General features: G+C 69.4%; 14 protein-coding genes and 1 pseudogene. 9 read left to right on the top strand and 6 right to left on the bottom strand.

Going from position 1 to position 16,054, the window contains the following annotated elements; translation table 11 throughout:
* The 3 genes from H074_RS11890 (at position 1) to H074_RS11900 (ending at position 3,705) form a co-directional block, all read left to right on the top strand.
* On the top strand, positions 1-1,422 hold the full coding sequence (locus H074_RS11890) for a cation:proton antiporter (RefSeq protein ID WP_039922227.1): 1,422 nt from the start codon (positions 1-3) through the stop codon (positions 1,420-1,422).
* A 6-nt stretch (positions 1,423-1,428) separates the two neighbouring features.
* Entirely contained in the window at positions 1,429-2,442 is a 1,014-nt protein-coding gene (locus H074_RS11895) for a TauD/TfdA family dioxygenase (protein ID WP_007030281.1), read from the top strand.
* A 408-nt stretch (positions 2,443-2,850) separates the two neighbouring features.
* Positions 2,851-3,705, top strand: a complete 855-nt coding sequence (locus H074_RS11900) for an SDR family oxidoreductase (protein WP_007030282.1) — start codon at positions 2,851-2,853, stop codon at positions 3,703-3,705.
* Here H074_RS11900 and H074_RS11905 read toward each other — a convergent pair.
* From H074_RS11905 to H074_RS11915, 3 genes are read right to left on the bottom strand one after another with little or no spacing between them, the layout of a single operon-like run.
* Complete coding sequence (locus tag H074_RS11905; protein ID WP_007030283.1) at positions 3,668-4,711, bottom strand: glycosyltransferase family 9 protein; 1,044 nt, start codon at positions 4,709-4,711, stop codon at positions 3,668-3,670. The two genes, H074_RS11900 and H074_RS11905, sit on opposite strands and share 38 nt — an antisense overlap.
* Positions 4,708-6,195 carry an HAD-IIIA family hydrolase gene (locus tag H074_RS11910; protein WP_007030284.1) on the bottom strand — a complete coding sequence of 496 codons (1,488 nt, stop codon included), beginning with the start codon at positions 6,193-6,195 and terminating at the stop codon, positions 4,708-4,710. Before H074_RS11910 ends, H074_RS11905 begins: the two co-directional genes overlap by 4 nt.
* A gap of 39 nt (positions 6,196-6,234) precedes the next feature.
* The gene (locus H074_RS11915) at positions 6,235-8,340 is read right to left on the bottom strand and encodes a catalase (RefSeq protein WP_007030285.1); all 2,106 of its coding nucleotides are present in this window, start codon (positions 8,338-8,340) and stop codon (positions 6,235-6,237) included.
* Positions 8,341-8,465: 125 nt separating this feature from the next.
* Here H074_RS11915 and H074_RS11920 point away from each other — a divergent pair, with 125 nt between their 5' ends.
* Genes H074_RS11920 through H074_RS11945 form a run of 6 tightly spaced genes read left to right on the top strand, consistent with a single transcriptional unit; the run spans position 8,466 to position 14,165 of the window.
* Positions 8,466-9,830: an aldehyde dehydrogenase family protein gene (locus H074_RS11920; protein ID WP_007030286.1), complete on the top strand. Its 1,365-nt coding sequence runs from the start codon at positions 8,466-8,468 to the stop codon at positions 9,828-9,830.
* Entirely contained in the window at positions 9,830-10,876 is a 1,047-nt protein-coding gene (locus tag H074_RS11925; RefSeq protein WP_007030287.1) for an FUSC family protein, read from the top strand. Before H074_RS11920 ends, H074_RS11925 begins: the two co-directional genes overlap by 1 nt.
* A gap of 28 nt (positions 10,877-10,904) precedes the next feature.
* Entirely contained in the window at positions 10,905-11,957 is a 1,053-nt protein-coding gene (locus H074_RS11930) for an NAD-dependent epimerase/dehydratase family protein (RefSeq protein ID WP_007030288.1), read from the top strand.
* Positions 11,954-12,763: a nucleotidyltransferase family protein gene (locus H074_RS11935; protein ID WP_007030289.1), complete on the top strand. Its 810-nt coding sequence runs from the start codon at positions 11,954-11,956 to the stop codon at positions 12,761-12,763. The genes H074_RS11930 and H074_RS11935 overlap by 4 nt, the downstream gene beginning before the upstream one ends.
* Positions 12,760-13,497 (top strand): metallophosphoesterase family protein, encoded by a 738-nt coding sequence (locus tag H074_RS11940; protein WP_007030290.1) that lies wholly within the window; start codon positions 12,760-12,762, stop codon positions 13,495-13,497. The genes H074_RS11935 and H074_RS11940 overlap by 4 nt, the downstream gene beginning before the upstream one ends.
* Positions 13,494-14,165 carry a phosphate signaling complex PhoU family protein gene (locus H074_RS11945; protein WP_007030291.1) on the top strand — a complete coding sequence of 224 codons (672 nt, stop codon included), beginning with the start codon at positions 13,494-13,496 and terminating at the stop codon, positions 14,163-14,165. Before H074_RS11940 ends, H074_RS11945 begins: the two co-directional genes overlap by 4 nt.
* 84 nt (positions 14,166-14,249) lie before the next feature.
* Here the strand turns inward: H074_RS11945 and H074_RS11950 are convergent.
* The 3 genes and pseudogenes from H074_RS11950 to H074_RS11960 form a co-directional block, all read right to left on the bottom strand.
* Positions 14,250-14,823 (bottom strand): annotated as a pseudogene (locus H074_RS11950) (hemerythrin domain-containing protein).
* Between the two features lie 62 nt (positions 14,824-14,885).
* Positions 14,886-15,560 (bottom strand): DUF6766 family protein, encoded by a 675-nt coding sequence (locus tag H074_RS11955; RefSeq protein WP_007030293.1) that lies wholly within the window; start codon positions 15,558-15,560, stop codon positions 14,886-14,888.
* 97 nt (positions 15,561-15,657) lie between these two features.
* The gene (locus H074_RS11960; protein WP_039922266.1) at positions 15,658-16,038 is read right to left on the bottom strand and encodes a hypothetical protein; all 381 of its coding nucleotides are present in this window, start codon (positions 16,036-16,038) and stop codon (positions 15,658-15,660) included.
* Between the last annotated feature and the right edge of the window lie 16 nt (positions 16,039-16,054).

Genomic DNA, 16,054 nt, shown 5'->3' on the forward strand with positions numbered 1-16,054 from the left:
ATGGATTCGGCTGTGCGGGGTCGGGGCGGGCGCACCACACTGCGCCGGATCGTCGTCGGGACGGCGTTGATCGCGGTTCCGGCGGTGGTCGTCGTCGTGGTGCTCGGTCTGGGGTCGGCCTACGCGCCTGTCGCGAGTACGGGGGCCAAGGCCGCGGGCGGCGGCCCCGACACCTACACGCGCCTGCTGGTCGCGTTGCCGGTGATCCTGGGCGCCTGCTATCTGGCGGGCGTACTGGCCCGGCGGCTCGGCCAGCCCGCGGTGATCGGCGAGATCGTCGCCGGCATCCTCCTGGGACCGTCGCTGTTCGGGATCGTCTGGCCCGGCGCGTTCGGCTGGCTGTTCCCCGGCGGCGTGGTCTCGGCGATCAACATCCTGTCGCAGCTGGGCCTGATCTTCTTCATGTACCTGGTCGGTTCCGAGATCGACCTCGACGCGGTGCGCAAGCGCGGGTTCACCGCGGTGACGGTCAGCCAGGTCAGCATCGCGCTGCCGATGGTCTGCGGCATCGTGCTCGCGCTCGGCATGTACCCGACCTTCGGCGGTGATGTCGGCTTCCTCGCGTTCGGGCTGTTCATCGCGGTCTCCATGAGCGTGACGGCGTTCCCGGTGCTGGCGCGGATCCTCACCGACCGTGGCATCTCGAAGACGCCGCTGGGAGCGCTGGCGCTCACCTGCGCCGCCGTCGACGACGTCGCCGCGTGGTGCCTGCTCGCCGTCGTGGTCGCCGTCAGCCAGGGCGGCGCGCCGTCGGAGGTCTTCCTGACCGCCGGGCTCACCCTGGTGTTCGTCGTGGTCATGATCTACGTCGTCCGGCCGGTGCTGGGCAAGGTGCTCGCCCGCGTTCCGGAGCCAGGGGTACTCGCGATCCTGCTCGGCGGGATCATGCTGTCAGCCTTGGCCACCAACGAGATCGGCATCCACGCGATCTTCGGCGCCTTCCTCTTCGGGGTGATCGCGCCGAGGAAGGATCCGGTCGTCGCCCGCGCCGCCGGGAAACTCGGCAGCGTGACCCTGACGTTGCTGCTGCCGCTCTTCTTCGCCTACACCGGACTGCACACCGAGTTCAGCCTGCTCGGCTCCGGATCGCTGTGGCTCTGGACCGTGGTGATCACGGCGGTGGCGGTGTTCGGGAAGTGGGCGGGCAGCACCACGGCGGCGCGGTTGACCGGAGTCGGCTGGCGCGAGTCACTGTCACTCGGGGCGCTCATGAACTGCCGGGGGCTGACGGAACTGGTGGTGCTCAACGTCGGCCTCCAGCTGAAGGTGATCAGCCCGGCGGTGTTCGCGATGCTCGTGATCATGACGCTGGTCTCGACGATCGCGACCGCCCCCGCGCTCACCCTCATCGCCAGGTTCTCGAAGAAGTCCGGAAAGGACTCGGACAAGACCGCCGGTCCAGCGGCGGCGGAAAGTAGATAGGACATCATGACCAGCAAGCAGGAAACCCTAGTCAGCACCTTCGCCGAGGTCGTGCTCGCCGACGAGGTCCGGGACACCATCGGGAGCGAGCTGCGGTCCTTCCCGAACCCCGTCGACGACATCGACCGCTCGCTGGCGATGCTCAGGGTCGCGTTCTCGAAGCTGCCCATCGACCAGTTGCAGACGATCCTGGACTTCGGCAGGCACGTCGACACCCCCGGCGTCGCGCTCGTGCGCAACCTGCCGGTGGACCCGGAACTCCCGGAGACGCCGATCGACGGGGAACCCAGCAAGGACAAGAAGACGTTCGTCGCCGAGACCGTCCTTTTGGGACTGAGCCAGCTGCTCGGCGAGCCCGTCGGGTTCACCACCGAGAAGAGCGGGCGGCTCGTGCACGACGTCGTCCCGGTCTCGGCGGGGGCGCGGAGCCAGACCAACCAGAGCTCGCACGTGTTCCTGAACTTCCACAACGACATCGTGCACGACGAGGTCGGACGGTACGACGTGTCCAATCCGGACTTCCTGGTGCTGAACTGCGTGCGCCAGGACGGGAACAAGGAGGCCGTCACCTACTACGCCGACGGCAGGGACATTTCGGCCGCCCTGGACCCGGAGGTGCTCGACGTCCTGCGCCGCCCGCTGTTCCGGCTCAACGCGCCCGGGAGCTACGTGCGCGACGTGGCCAAGGGGGCCGACGTGCTCTCCGACCTCGTGCCGGTGATCTCCGGGCCGGCGGAGTCGCCGGAAGTGGCGGTCTCGGCCAACGGCGTGGTGGGGGAGACGGTGGAGGCGGAGCAGGCGCTGGAGCACCTGCAGCGGGTCTGCCGCGAGGTCGCGCACCAGGTCAAGCTGGAGCCGGGGACGGCGCTGCTGATCAACAACCGGAAGGGCCTGCACGCGCGGTCGCAGTTCTTCGCGCGGCACAACGGGCGCGACCGGTGGCTGCAGCGCACCTACATCCGCCGCAGCCTGTGGACGATCCGGTACCGGGGCACGGCGGAGGACCGGCGGGTGCACTGATCCACAAGCACCTCGTGAGTGGTAAGGACGGTTCTATAGAGGGTAAGGCAAAGGTGGCTCCGTGAAGGCCTCCTTCCCTACTTTCAGGGTAGGGAAGGAGGCCTTCACGGACTTTCCTGACTCGCGGCTCAGCCGTGGAAACTCGACCTTCACACCCTGGCGAAGTACATGATGGTCCCCTTCCTTGCGCCAGGCGCAAGGAAGGGGACCATCATGTACCCGCGCAAGGCCTTCACGCGGCACCGCTGTGACTGCTGGTGTGCCTGAGGCCGCAGGTACCGTTCGGGTGTCCGCCACATTTGCCCTACCTCTCAAGAACCGTCCTTACCACTCACGAGACCGGATCATGTTCGAGACCGCGGCCACCCGGGTAACCCTCCGGAAAGCACCCCGAACGGAGGAGTCCCGATGGCAGACAAGTTACGGCCGCCGCAGCAGCAGGAACCGCCGGGCGTGACGTCGAAAATGGACCCGCCGCCGCGTGACTCCATGGAGGACTACGAGGGCCGCGAACTGCTGGTCGGCAAGCGTGCCTTGATCACCGGCGGTGACTCCGGGATCGGCCGCGCGGTCGCCATCGCCTTCGCGAAGGAAGGCGCCGACGTGGCGATCGCCTACCTCAACGAGCACGAGGACGCGAAGTACACCGAGGAACGCGTACGCGCTGAAGGACGCGAGTGCCTCCTCTTGCCGGGTGACCTCGCCGAGGCGGCGCAATGCCGCGAGATCGTGGACCGGACGGTGAAGGAGCTCGGCGGCCTGGACATCCTGGTCAACAATGTCGCCACGCAGTGGCCGGTCGACTCCCCGGAGGAGCTCACCGACGAGCAGTGGACGCACACCTTCGATGTGAACATCCACAGCTTCTTCCGGGTGACGAACGCCGCGTTGCCCCACCTGGCCGAGGGCTCGGTCATCATCAACACCGGTTCGGTGAACGGCCTGCGGGGCAACAAATCCCTCATCGACTACTCCGCGACCAAGGGCGCCGTGCACGCTTGGACGTACGCGATGGCGCAGGCGCTGGCCGATCGCGGCGTCCGGATCAACTGTGTCGCGCCCGGTCCGGTGTGGACACCGTTGATTCCGTCGACGTTCCCGCCCGAAAAGGTGGAGAAGTTCGGCCTCCAGGTCCCGTTCGAGCGGGCGGCGCATCCTGACGACCTCGCGCCGTCGTACGTCTTCTTGGCGTCCAACCGGCTCTCGTCGTATTACAGCGGTGAGGTCATCGCAGCGCTGGGCGGCGAGACGACACCCGGCTGAGGCGCGACACGGCGTCGACGACGGCTTCGGGCGCGAGACGGTCCAGGCACGGATGGCCGGGCACGGGACAGACCCGGGCCCGGCTGTCCCGGCACGCCGCCTGCTGGTCGCCGAGCACTTCGGACGGCACCCCGTACGGCGCCCAGCGTGACGCCGGCACGACAGGTGCGAACAGGGAGACCACCGGTGTCCCGACGGCGGCCGCGAGGTGAGCGGGACCGGTGTTGGGCGCCACAACGACGTCCGCCCCGGAGAGCACGGCCGCCAATTCGGACAGTCCGGTACGGCCACCCAGGTCGAGAGCGTCGCCGGCGACCTTCCTGGTCAGCGCGCTTTCCGACGGGGACCCGGTGACGACGACGTGGTGCCCGGCGGCCCGTAGTTTCCGCACGATCTCCGCCGAGCGTTCGGCGGAGGGTTGCCTGGCCGGGACCGACGCGGCGGGGTGGACGACGACGTAACCCTTGTCGCGCGTTTCCGTGCCGAGCAGGTCGTCCACCGGCGGCAGCGGTTCGCGGATCGCGAGACCGCCGTCGTCGCCGGGCGGCAACGGGAATCCGGCTTCTTCGGCCAGGGAGAGCATCCGGACCGGCTCCGGCGGATCACCGGGAACGCGGTGCCGCAGGTCCAGCAGCGACCCGGGATAGTCCTCACAGACCGCGCCGATCCACGGCACCCCCGCCATCCTCAGCAGCAGCGCCAAGGGGAGCGGGGATTGGTGGAACGACGTCAGCACCAGCGCCGCGTCGAAGGAGAACTCGCGCAAGCGCCGGACGAACGCATCGGTGTCCTTTCGAGTGACCGGCGGCGGCTCGGGGTCGATCCACGGCGCGCACCAGGTGATCACCTCGTCGACGCCGGGCAGCAGTTCTCCCGCGGCGCGGCCCCGGGGCCCGGTCAGCAGGACCACCCGTTCCGAATCGGCCGCGACCGCGCGGACGCAGGGGCCGGCGAGCAGTACGTCGCCGAGGTTGTCCATCCTCGCGACCAGGACGTTCCCTTTCATCGAGAACCCGCGACGGCCAGGTGGACGGCTTCGGCGAGGTCGCGGGCGACGGTCGCGCGGCGGCGGGCGCGATCGACCTCTTCCGGCCGGGTCCGCGCGGTCGGGACGAGGATTGCGCGGGCTCCGGCGGCGAGAGCGGCGTCGACGTCGGCACCGGTGTCGCCGATGACCACGCAACGGCGGACGTCCACATTGAGTGCCTCCGCGGCCTGGTGAACCAGTCCCGGCGCGGGTTTCCGGCAGGCGCAGCCGTCGCCGTCGTCGTGTACGCAGACCTGCCAGGTTCCGAACGGACCGAGGACCTGTTCGACACGGGCGTTCACCGCGGCCAGCCGGTCCGGGGTGATCAGGCCTTTGGCCACTCCGGACTGATTGCTGACCACGCCGATCCTGATACCCGCCGCACGGACGTCGTGCAGAAGTTCTCCGGCGCCGGGAACGGGACGGACCCCGTCGGGATCGTCGAGGTAGGGCACGTCGACGATGAGGGTGTCGTCCCGGTCGAACAGCAGGGCCTGCGGCCGCCGGGACAGCCGGTGCCGCAGCTCCCCGCGCAGCCGGTGGTAGCAGGCCGCGGGCGGGATGAGCACGCTGGTCAGGAGCATTCGCGAGACCTCGCCCGGGGTGAGCGGTCCCGGGGCGATCCGGCGCGCGGCGAACTCGGCGGTCAGTCCCGCCCACACCCCGGCCGCCACCGCGGCGGCCTTACGGCGTCCCAGCGCGAACAGAGCCACGGCGCCGGCCGCGCTCACGGTGGCCAGCGCGTGCCGTTCGAGCCGTCCGTGACCGGCTCCGGTCTGCTGCCGCCAGAGGACACCGTGCTTGTGCCGCATGAGCGCGTCGTCGGCGTTGCCCCGCTGGGCGCGCAGGCTGGCCAGCGGGCCCGACCGTTTGGGCGGGTGGACGGTGACGCGTTCGCCCCGTGCGATGAGATGGCCCGCCTTCGCGACCTTCAAGGCCAGGTCCGAATCTTCCCGGTAGGCGCGGGGAAAGCGTTCGTCGAAGCCGCCGACCTCGGCTAGCACGGCCCGGCGGTACGCCATGTCGGCGGTGATCCACCTGGCCGTCTCCAGCCCGGCCGTTCCGCGTTCGTCGTCGGTCGGGCGGCGGTCCGGGGGCAGCGGTACGACCAGGCGTGCCTGTGACGCCGCCGTCTCCGGTCCGAGAGGGAGAAGATCTTCCGCGAGCTTCCGAGGCCAGTCCGAACCGATCAGCACGTCGTCGTCGAGGAACGCGACCCATTCGGTCTTCGCGCGACGCCAGCCGGCGTTGCGGGCCGCGGCGGGACCGCGCCCGCCGGAGCGGACCACTTCGATTCCCGCTGTGGACGGGGGAAGCCGCAGGTCGTCGCCGACGGGCCGGTCGTCGGCGACGATGATCCGCGCGGGCCGCGGTTCCCCGGCGGCTTCGATCGCTGCCAGGAGTGTGTAAAGGTTCTCCCGGCCGGTCGTCGGGATCACGATCGTGTAGTCAAGGGCGGTCACCCTCTTCCGGTACCCGGGTCCCACGGCCGCAAACTCCGGTCACGCCGGGATCGCGTCGGTCTTCCGCTGCCACGAGCGATGTTCGCCCAGTTGCGCGGTGAACGAGGCGAAGAAGCCGTCGGGAAGGGTCGCTTCGGCCGCCGTGGTGGTCACGACGCCCTGATCGATCAGGATTTCGGCGTCGTCGGCCAGCTTCGAGGTCACCCCGGCCCGGCGCAGCAGGTCCAGACCCGAGCCGAAGGCGGCCACCGGCTTGCCGTGCTTGTATGCCTCGGCGACGAAATGCACCGCGTACCCGTCATGTTCGAGGATGGTGATCGCGCTCGGGCCGCACGGCACGACGACAGCGTCGTAAAGCACCGAAGCCATGGTGTTGAGCTGCCTGTCCGGCCGCAGGGGGTCGCCTTCGCCACCCGGCCGGAGTTCGGCCTCGGTGGGAGCCAGGACCTCGGCGATCGCGCCCTCGGTGGTCAGCGCCTCGACCAGGCGGCGGACGCCGATCGTGTCCACCCCGTCGGCGGCGAGCACGGCGACCTTCCGGCTGATCGCGGCGCCCGAGGGCTGGTCGAGCTGGGAAAGCGCGGGCGACGTGCGGTCGTGATGGGGTGTGGCGGGAGCCGCGGGCACGCTCACCCCGATGCCCTCGGCCACCCTGGCCGCCAGGTCGTGGTCGACGTTGTTGAGTTCGGCGACCGTCCGCGCCCGGACCTCCCGGTCCTCGACCTTGCCGAGTTCGAACCGGAACGCGGCGACGATGTGCTCGCGTTCGATCGGCGACATGCTGTTCCAGAACAGGGTCGCCTGGCTGTAGAAGTCCTTGAAACTCTCGCTGCGTTCCCGGATCTTGTGGCCCGACACGGCTTCGGTGTAGTGCCGGAACACGCCGGAATCGGCGATCGCCGGGCAGCCACCGCCGAGCGAGTTCGGGAAGTAGCTCGTCCGTCCCTTGTGGACGTTCTGCTGGCCGTACCCGTCACGCTGGTTCGTGTGCACCGGCGCGATCGGCCGGTTCACCGGGAGCTGGGAGAAGTTGGGCCCGCCGAGCCGGATCAGCTGCGTGTCGAGGTAGGAGAAGTTCCGTGCCTGCAACAGCGGATCGTTGGTGAAGTCGATGCCGGGGACCACGTTCGCGGTGTGGAAGGCGATCTGCTCGGTCTCGGCGAAGAAGTCGTCGGGGTTGCGGTCCAGGACCATCCGCCCGACCGGACGCACCGGCACCTGCTCCTCGGGGATGATCTTCGTGGCGTCCAGCAGATCGAAGTCGAAGTCGTGCTCGGAGTCCTCGTCCACCAGTTGGACGCCGAGCTCCCATTCCGGGTACTGCCCGGATTCGATGGCGTCCCACAGGTCGCGCCGGTTGAAGTCGGGGTCCTTGCCCGCGATCTTCTGACATTCGTCCCACACCAGTGAATGCGTGCCGAGGACGGGCTTCCAGTGGAACTTCACGAAGGTGCCCTTGCCGTCGGCGTTGACGAGCCGGAAGGTGTGGACGCCGAAACCCTGCATCATCCGGTAACTGCGCGGCAGCGCCCGATCGGACATCAGCCAGAGCACCATGTGCAGGCTCTCCGGCTGCAGCGAGACGAAATCCCAGAAGGTGTCGTGCGCCGACTGGGCCTGCGGGATCTCGTTGCGCGGCTCGGGTTTGACCGCGTGCACGAAGTCGGGGAACTTGATGCCGTCCTGGATGAAGAACACCGGCATGTTGTTGCCCACGAGGTCGTAGTTGCCCTGGCGGGTGTAGAACTTGGTCGCGAAGCCGCGGACGTCGCGCACGGTGTCGGCCGAACCACGCGAACCGGCGACGGTGGAGAACCGCACGAACACGGGGATCTTCTCGCCGCTGGTGAGGAATTCGGCGACCGTGTAGTCGGACAGAGCGTCGTCGTAAGCCTCGAAGAACCCGTAGGCGCCCGCCCCGCGCGCGTGCACCACACGTTCGGGGATGCGCTCGTGGTCGAAATGCGTGATCTTCTCGCGGGCGTGGAAATCTTCGAGCAGGGTCGGGCCCCGGGTGCCCGCCGTCAGTGAATCGTCCGTGTGGTCGACCCGGACACCCTGCTGGGTCGTCAGCGCGGATTGTTCAGGATCCACCCGGCTTCCGCCCAGTTGTTCGTCCTTCGCGTCCTCTCGATGCTGTGCCACAGATCTCGCCCCTTCGCGGTGGTGGGTTCCCTCGCGGCTACCCCGGCACGGTTTCCGCGAAACGGCCACGTGTGCGAGGCGGCGGCACCGGGTAACCGACGCGCAGGAACTCGGAGGAGGTGCGAATGACCACGGTGGATCGGCAGACCGTGCTGGAGATCCGCGATCCCGCCGACGACAGTCTCGTCGGCAGCGTCAAGGCGGCGACGCCCGAAGGGGTCGAGACGGCGATCGCCACGGCGAAGCGGCAGGCGCCGGGTTGGGCGGCCACACCGGCGGCCGGACGCGGGGTCGCGCTGAAGGACGCGGCCAGGTCGCTCCGGGCGCGGGCGGCCGAAATCGCCGTCCTCATCGAGAGCGAGACCGGTAAGCCTCGCGCCGAGGCCGAAGAAGGCGTCCTCGCCGGAGCCGGGACCTTGGAGCAGTACGCCGAACTGGGTCCGGTGCACCGCGGACGGTCCCTGCTGGGCGACCCGTCGGCCACCGACCTGATGGTGCCGGAACCCCGGGGCGTGGTCGTGGTGCTGACGCCGTGGAACGACCCCGTCGCCGTGGCCTGCGGGCTGCTGGGCGCCGCGGTGGTCATGGGCAACACGGTGGTGCACAAGCCGAGCGAGCGCTGTCCGCACACCGGCGCCTGGCTGGGGAACGTGCTGTCGGAGGCACTTCCCGAGGGCGTGCTCCAGACCGTCCAGGGCGACGGGAGCGTCGGCGCGGAACTCGCGGCCCACGCGGACGTCGACGTCATCGCGCACGTCGGCGGGACCGCCGCGGGCCGCTCGATCGCGGCGAGCGCGGCGAAGACCGGCGCCAAGGTGCTGCTGGAGAACGGCGGCAACGATCCGCTCGTCGTCGACGCCGGCGTGGACCCCGTCTGGGCGGCCGAGCAGGCGGCGACCGGGGCCTTCGCCAACTCCGGGCAGATCTGTGTCTCGGTCGAACGGATCCATGTGCACCAGGACATCGCGGACGCTTTCCTCACCGCGCTGGCCGCCGAAGCGGGCCATCGCGAACTGGCCCCGCTCGTCGACCGGCGGCACCGCGAAGGTGTGCACGCCCAAGTCGCGGAAGCGATCGCGCAAGGCGCCGATCCGCTCGTCGGAGGTATCGTGCCGGACGGTCCCGGTGCCTTCTACCCGGCGACCGTCCTCACCGGATGCACCTCCGAGATGAGGGTCCTCACCGAGGAGACCTTCGGCCCGGTCGCGCCGGTGACGGTGGCCGCGAACTTCGATCAGGCACTCGCACAGGCCGCCGCCGGCGAGTACGGTCTCGCGGCCACGGTGCTGACCTCCTCGATGGCGCACGCGCAGCGGGCCTGGCGCGAACTCCCGGTCGGGACCGTGAAGATCAACAGCGTCTTCGGTGGCGCTCCAGGCGGGGCCGCCCATCCGCGGGGGGCCAGCGGCAGTGGTTACGGTTACGGGCCCGAACTGCTCGGCGAGATGACGCAGACGAAGGTCGTTCATCTGGCGATCCCGGGACCGTGATGGACGTCCGGAACCGATGGACGGCGCCGTTCACCTGGGCCGCCCGGGCGTTCCGGGTCCCGGGGGAAGAGCGCCGGAGTCTCATCCAGATCGCGAAGGCCACGGCCGCGGCAGTGATCGCCTGGATCGTCGCGACGTCGGTTCTGCGGTTGCCGCAGCCCTTCCTAGCGCCGTACGCGGCGGTGTTCCTCGTGCAGGCCACCGTCTACCGGTCCCTGCGGGGCTGGGCGCAGCAGGTCGGCGCGGTCGGCGTGGGGGTGGTGCTCGCGGCGGGTGCCGGTCAGGTCATCCCGTCGGTGACGGTGGCGCTCGGGCTGGTCATCTTCACCGGGCTGCTGATCGGCTCTTGGCGGGGTTTCGGCGATTCAGGGGTGTGGGTCGGGATCACCGGCATGCTGCTGATCTCCTACGGCAACGCGACCGAACCCGTCCTGCTCGCCGACCGGCTGCTGGAAACCGCGCTGGGGGCGGCGATCGGCGCGGTGCTCAACGCGGTGATCCTGCCGCCGCTGCACGGCGAGCGCCTGCGAGCGGCGGCTTCCCGGCTGGCCGCGGTGATCGCCGACGTCCTCGACGAGACCGCGGCACTGGTCCGCGCCGGCGAGGCGACCGAGGTCCTGGACGACCGCATGCGGGACGTTCGCAGCCTGGTCGCGGAGGCGGAAGACGCGATCGGCTGGACCCGGGAGAGCCGGTACCTGAACCTCCGTGGACGGCGTGAGACCAGGGAGGAGCCACTGGCGAACCTCGTTTCCCTGTGGCCGCCGCTCGCCCAGCTGATCGACGCGGTGAGTGAGGCCGCCCGGAGCGAACAGCCGTTCCGGCGTCCCGGCGAATACGCGCGCGGGGTGGTCGGCGACCTGCTCGAAGCCGTTGCCGAGGTGGCCCGCTCGGGTGACCCGGACAAGCTCGATCGATGCCGGAAGCTGCTCGACGAGATCGACCACCTGCTCGTCGCACCCACGGACGAGGTCACCACGTCGATCGGGCTGGGGGCGATGGCGTTGCCCGCCCGCCGTCTCGTCCAGCGGCTCCGCGCCGATTAAGCCGGTGCGACGGTGGGTAACCGTACCCATGAGCAGTGGTAAGCGGATCGTGGTCACCGGCGCCACCGGCAACGTCGGGACGGCGGTGGTACGCGCACTGGGTTCGGACCCCGAGGTCGGATCGATCGTCGGCGTGGCGAGGCGCCCCAGCCACTGGGAGAGCCCGAAGACCGAGTTCGTCACCGCCGACGTCGCCCGCGACGACCTTCGCGCCGTGTTCGACGGCGCTGACGTGGTGATCCACCTCGCCTGGCTTTTCCAGCCCACACACCGGCCCGAGGTCACCTGGCGATCCAACGTGCTGGGTTCGATCCGGGTGTTCGAAGCCGCGCAGGCGATGCGGGTACCGGCGCTGGTGTACGCGTCGTCGATCGGGGCGTACTCGCCGAGTGACGACGACCGGCCGGTGACCGAGGACTGGCCGACCCACGGTTCACCGAAGGCGGCGTACACCCGCGAAAAGGCTTATGTGGAAAGGGTTCTCGAGGCGTTCGATCGAAGTCATCCCCGTCTGCGGGTGGTACGGGTGCGGCCGGGGTTCCTCTTCCAGAAGGCCGCGGCGCCCGAACAGCGCCGTCTTTTCGGCGGGCCGTTCGTGCCGGGCAAGCTCGTGCGGCCGTCGCTGATCCCGGTGTTCCCGGACATCCCGCGACTGAGGATCCAGACCGCGCACACCGAGGATGTGGCCGACGCCTATCGCCGGTGCGCACTCCAGGACGTCAAGGGCGCCTTCAACATCGCCGCCGATCCGGTACTGGACACCCGCGCGCTGGCACGGATCTTCGGCGCCAGGCCGGTGAAGGTCCCGGCGCCCTTCGTCCGGCGCGCGCTCGCCGCGGCCTGGGCGCTGCACCTGCTCCCGGCCACGCCGGGGCTTTTCGACGCAGTCCTGCACCTTCCGGTGATGGACTGCACGCGCGCCAGGGAAGAGCTCGGCTGGACGCCGCGATACTCGTCGGAGGACGCGATCGAAGCGTTCCTCGAGGGGCTGTGGGAAGGCAAGGGATTTCCGACCGCACCGCTGGAAGCGGACGTCGGCAGGGGCCACGAACTGGCCACCGGGGTAGGGGAGCGGCCGTGAACGAGAAGGAACTGCTGCGCACTCTGACCAAGGTCGTGTCCACTTTGGACCAGACATCGGTGCGATTCGCCGTGGCGGGTGGCCTCGCCGTGTACGCGCGGGGCGGGCCGCCGTCGGATCACGACGTCGACCTTTTCCTCAAACACGAGGACATCGAGCAAGCGGCGGACGCCCTGGAGGCCGCGGGGCTGAGACGGGCGCATCCGCCGGAGGACTGGCTCACCAAGGTCTACGACGGCGACTGCCTCGTCGACCTGATCTTCCGGCCCAACCACCGGCCGGTCACCGACGAGATGCTCGACCGCGCTTCGCTGATGCGGGTCGGGGCGACCGCCGCACCCGTGCTCAACGGGACCGATCTGCTCGTCGACAAGATCCTCGTGCTCAGTCCGCACCGATGCGATTTCGGCCCGCTGCTGCGGATCGCCCGCGACCTCCGTGAGCAGGTCGACTGGCACCGGGTGGCCGAGGAGACCGCCGGATCGCCGTACGCGTGGTCGTTCCTGACCCTGCTCGCGGCACTGTCCATCATCGACGGAAAGGAGCTTCCGATGCCCGAGGAAGCGCCCCAGTACCTGGTCGCCAGGCTGACCAAGGCGCTGGCGGAAGATCCGAGGACCGCCGAACTCGGCGTGCACGTCACCGTGCGCGGCGACCAGGTCCGGCTCAGCGGCGAGGTCCCTTGCACCAACCGCAAGGCCGACATCGAGGCGGTCGTCTGCGAACACATCGCGGCCGAACTGGTGCACAACGACGTGCGGCTGGCGGACGTCCGCGAGCCGTCGCACGCCGAGGAGATCCGGTGATCCGGGTCGCCGCGGTCGGGGACGTCCACCTCGGGGAGGACAACCGGGGCCTGCTGCGGCCGGCACTGGACAACATCGCCGAACACGCCGAAGTGCTGCTGCTCGCGGGCGACCTCACCCGGCACGGCAGCCTCGAAGAGGCCAGGGTGGTGGCCGACGAGTTCGCCGGGCTCGACGTCCCCGTGGTGTCGGTACTCGGCAACCACGACTACCACTCGGACGCGGCCGAAGCGGTCAGCGGGCTGCTGGAGGAAAGCGGGATCACCGTCCTGGAGGGTTCGGCCACCACGGTGGAACTGGAGGGAGGGAAGCTCGGCGTCGCCGGGGTGAAGGGCTTCGGTGGCGGCTTCGCGGGCAAATGCGCGAGCCGGTTCGGCGAACGCGAGATGAAGGACTTCGTGGAGCACACCATGGCGGCGGCCAAACGGCTGCGCACCGCGCTGGAAGGGCTCGAACGCGAGCAGCCCGACGTGACCGTCGCGCTGACGCACTACTCGCCGATCCCCGGCACACTGCACGGCGAGCCTCCGGAGATCCACCCGTTCCTGGGGTCGTATCTGCTGTGCGAACCGATCGACGACGCCCAGGTGGCGCTCGCGGTGCACGGGCACGCGCACTACGGCAGCGAGCAAGGTGTCAGCCCAGGCGGGGTGCCGGTGCGCAACGTCGCCCAGCCGGTGATCCGCGCGGCGTACGCGACGTACGTCCTGGAACCTGCGAAGGTGCTGACATGAGAGAACGATTCCACGGTCAACTGAGCGTCCTCGGTGAGCTCCTGTCGACCATGTGCGGCATGGCGTGCGAGGAACTGCGCCTGGCGAACCGGGTCTTTCTCGACCGGGACGTCGAGGCGGCCACCGAGCTGGCGACGATCGAGGCGAAGCTGAACGCGGCGCGGACCGAATGCGAAGAGACCGCGCAGAAACTGCTCGCCCTGCAGGCGCCGGTCGCGGGCGACCTGCGGACCGTACTCGCGGCGGTGTACTGCGCGGACCGGCTGGAGCGGATGGGCGACCTCGCCCAGCACATCGCCGACCAGGCGGCGCGAGCGCCGGAATTCGCCGTCCCCGACGCCCTCGCCGGACGCTTCGGGGAGATGGCCGGGCTCGTCTGCTCGATGGCGGAAGACCTCGGCGCGGCGATCGAGGGGCCGACGGCGGAGGCGTTCCATTCGCTCGCCCGGTCCGACGAGCGCGTCGACGCGCTGTACGAGGAACTGATGACGCTGGTCACCGAGCCGGACTGGGCCCACGGCGTCGCGCCCGCGATCTCGGTGGCGTTGCTGGCGCGGTTCTACGAACGGTTCGCGGACCAGGTCGTCTCCGTGGCGCGGCGGGTGGACTTCGCGCTCACCGGGGAACTTCCGGAATCCTCCGTGCGGGATGCCCCTGCCGAACTCTGACTCCGCGCTGTCCGTGAAGGCCTCCTTGAGGGACCCTGGGTCCCTCAAGGAGGCCTTCACGGACTTGTGACCCAAGCGCGCGGGTCAGGTGTCGCGGTTGGCCAGCGCGTCCCGGATCTTGTCGATGAACGCCGTCCCCGGTGCCAGGATCCGGTTCGCCGGCGGGCGGTCCGGGGCGGCGGGATGCGGCCGGGTCGGGGCGATCGCCTTGGCTCGCAACACTTTTTCGCCCAGGTCTCGCAGGTCCTCCGGCGAGCAGGCGGCCTGCAGCTTCGGCAGCAGATCGCTTTCTTCCTCCTCGATGTGGTGCCGGACGTCCTCGATCAGCTTGCCGACCAGTTCGTCGAACCGCTTGTCCGTCGGCTCCAGGCCGATGAGGTCGTTCATCACGCGCTCGGCTTCGGCGTGCTCCTCGATCTCGTGGTCGGCGACCTCGTCGCCGTCGGGGAGGTGCTTCCGCGCGGCGGGGTACATGTGCTGCTCTTCGGCGATCGAATGCCGCACGAGTTCGGCGATCACGTGGTCCGCGAGATCCTTGCGGTGCCGATCACCGCCCTTGCCGGACTCGAGCTCCTGGAAGATCCGTTCGAAGGCACGGTGATCCTCGGTGATCCTCGGTGATCACCGTGACGAGGTCGTGTTTCGTGGTGGTGGTCATGGACACTCCTGTCCGTGGTCGTCAGTCCGACGCCGCACGGATACCCGTTCTCCGCGCTTCAATCACCCGGATTCGTCGGTGGCGTGATGCGGGGCGCCGACGGGTTTGGATTCGGGGGAGCCGCGCTGGCGCAGGTACACGCTGAACACCGCCATCGAGCCGATGGCGAGGAATTCCGACTGCCAGTTCTGCAGCGTGCGGTTCCAGAAGTCGGACGACGCCAGATAGCCGGACCACGACACCGGATCGCCGAACTCGGTGAGCTGCTCGGCGTTGTAGGCGCTCATCCCGGCCACCGACTGGGCCAGCCAGGACAGCAGGAACAGTCCCAGCATCACCAGTCCGAGTGACATCGAGAAGATCCCTGTTCGCCAGCCGCCCGCCCGTGCCCATTTCGGTGAGCCGGCCGTCGCGTGTTGCCCGACCTGCTGGTCCTTGTCCGTTTCCAAGCCGACCCGGTCGGCCGGTTTCGATTCGGGGGACCCTCGTTGCAACAGCCACACGGTCGCGAACACGTAGAGGAAGAACTGCAGGTACTCGGATTGCCAGTTCTCGGCGACGTCGACGGCGAAATCCGCGGACGCCAGGTAGTCCAGCAGGCCGACCGGTTCGGCGGCGTGGCTGCGCCGTTCGTCGTTGTAGTCCGCGAGACCGGAGAACACCTGTCCCGCGAGACTCAGCACGAACAGCAGTCCGAACCCCAGCGAGAGGGCGTTGTCACGAAGAAAGCGCCGCATCAACGCCCCCTTCACCGGTGCAGCAGACCCAGTAGGACGCAGTAGCCGAGGACGGCCACGACGAAGACGAGATAGACGGTGAACACCGGACGCGCTCTCATGGCGCGCCCACCGCGCAGTCGTAGACCTGTTCGTCGCGGTGGCGGCAGCCTGCTCCCGTGATCACCCAGCCGGTGGACGACTCGTGCAGGAAAAGGGTGTCGCGGGCGGTCTTGACCTGGGCCTCTTCGCTCCAGACCGAGACCGTCTCGGGTGTTCCGTCCGGGATGTTCGCGCCCGCCAACCCCCGCTCGCAACTTTCCGGCGCCCAGGATTCCCGTGCCCGGGGAGCCAGCAGGGCGCAGGCCGAGCGGTGATCACCCGACGCGAGCGCGCCGAGGAACCGCCCGGCGGCCTCTTTCACCGGCTCTTGCCCGCTGGTTCCGGTACAGCCGGCGAGCAGCAGGCAAGCACCGAACGCCAGCACTTTGACGATCACGGGAAACGGATACCCC

Origin of the sequence: Amycolatopsis decaplanina DSM 44594 (genome assembly GCF_000342005.1) — a bacterium.
In the GTDB taxonomy this organism is placed as follows: domain Bacteria; phylum Actinomycetota; class Actinomycetes; order Mycobacteriales; family Pseudonocardiaceae; genus Amycolatopsis; species Amycolatopsis decaplanina.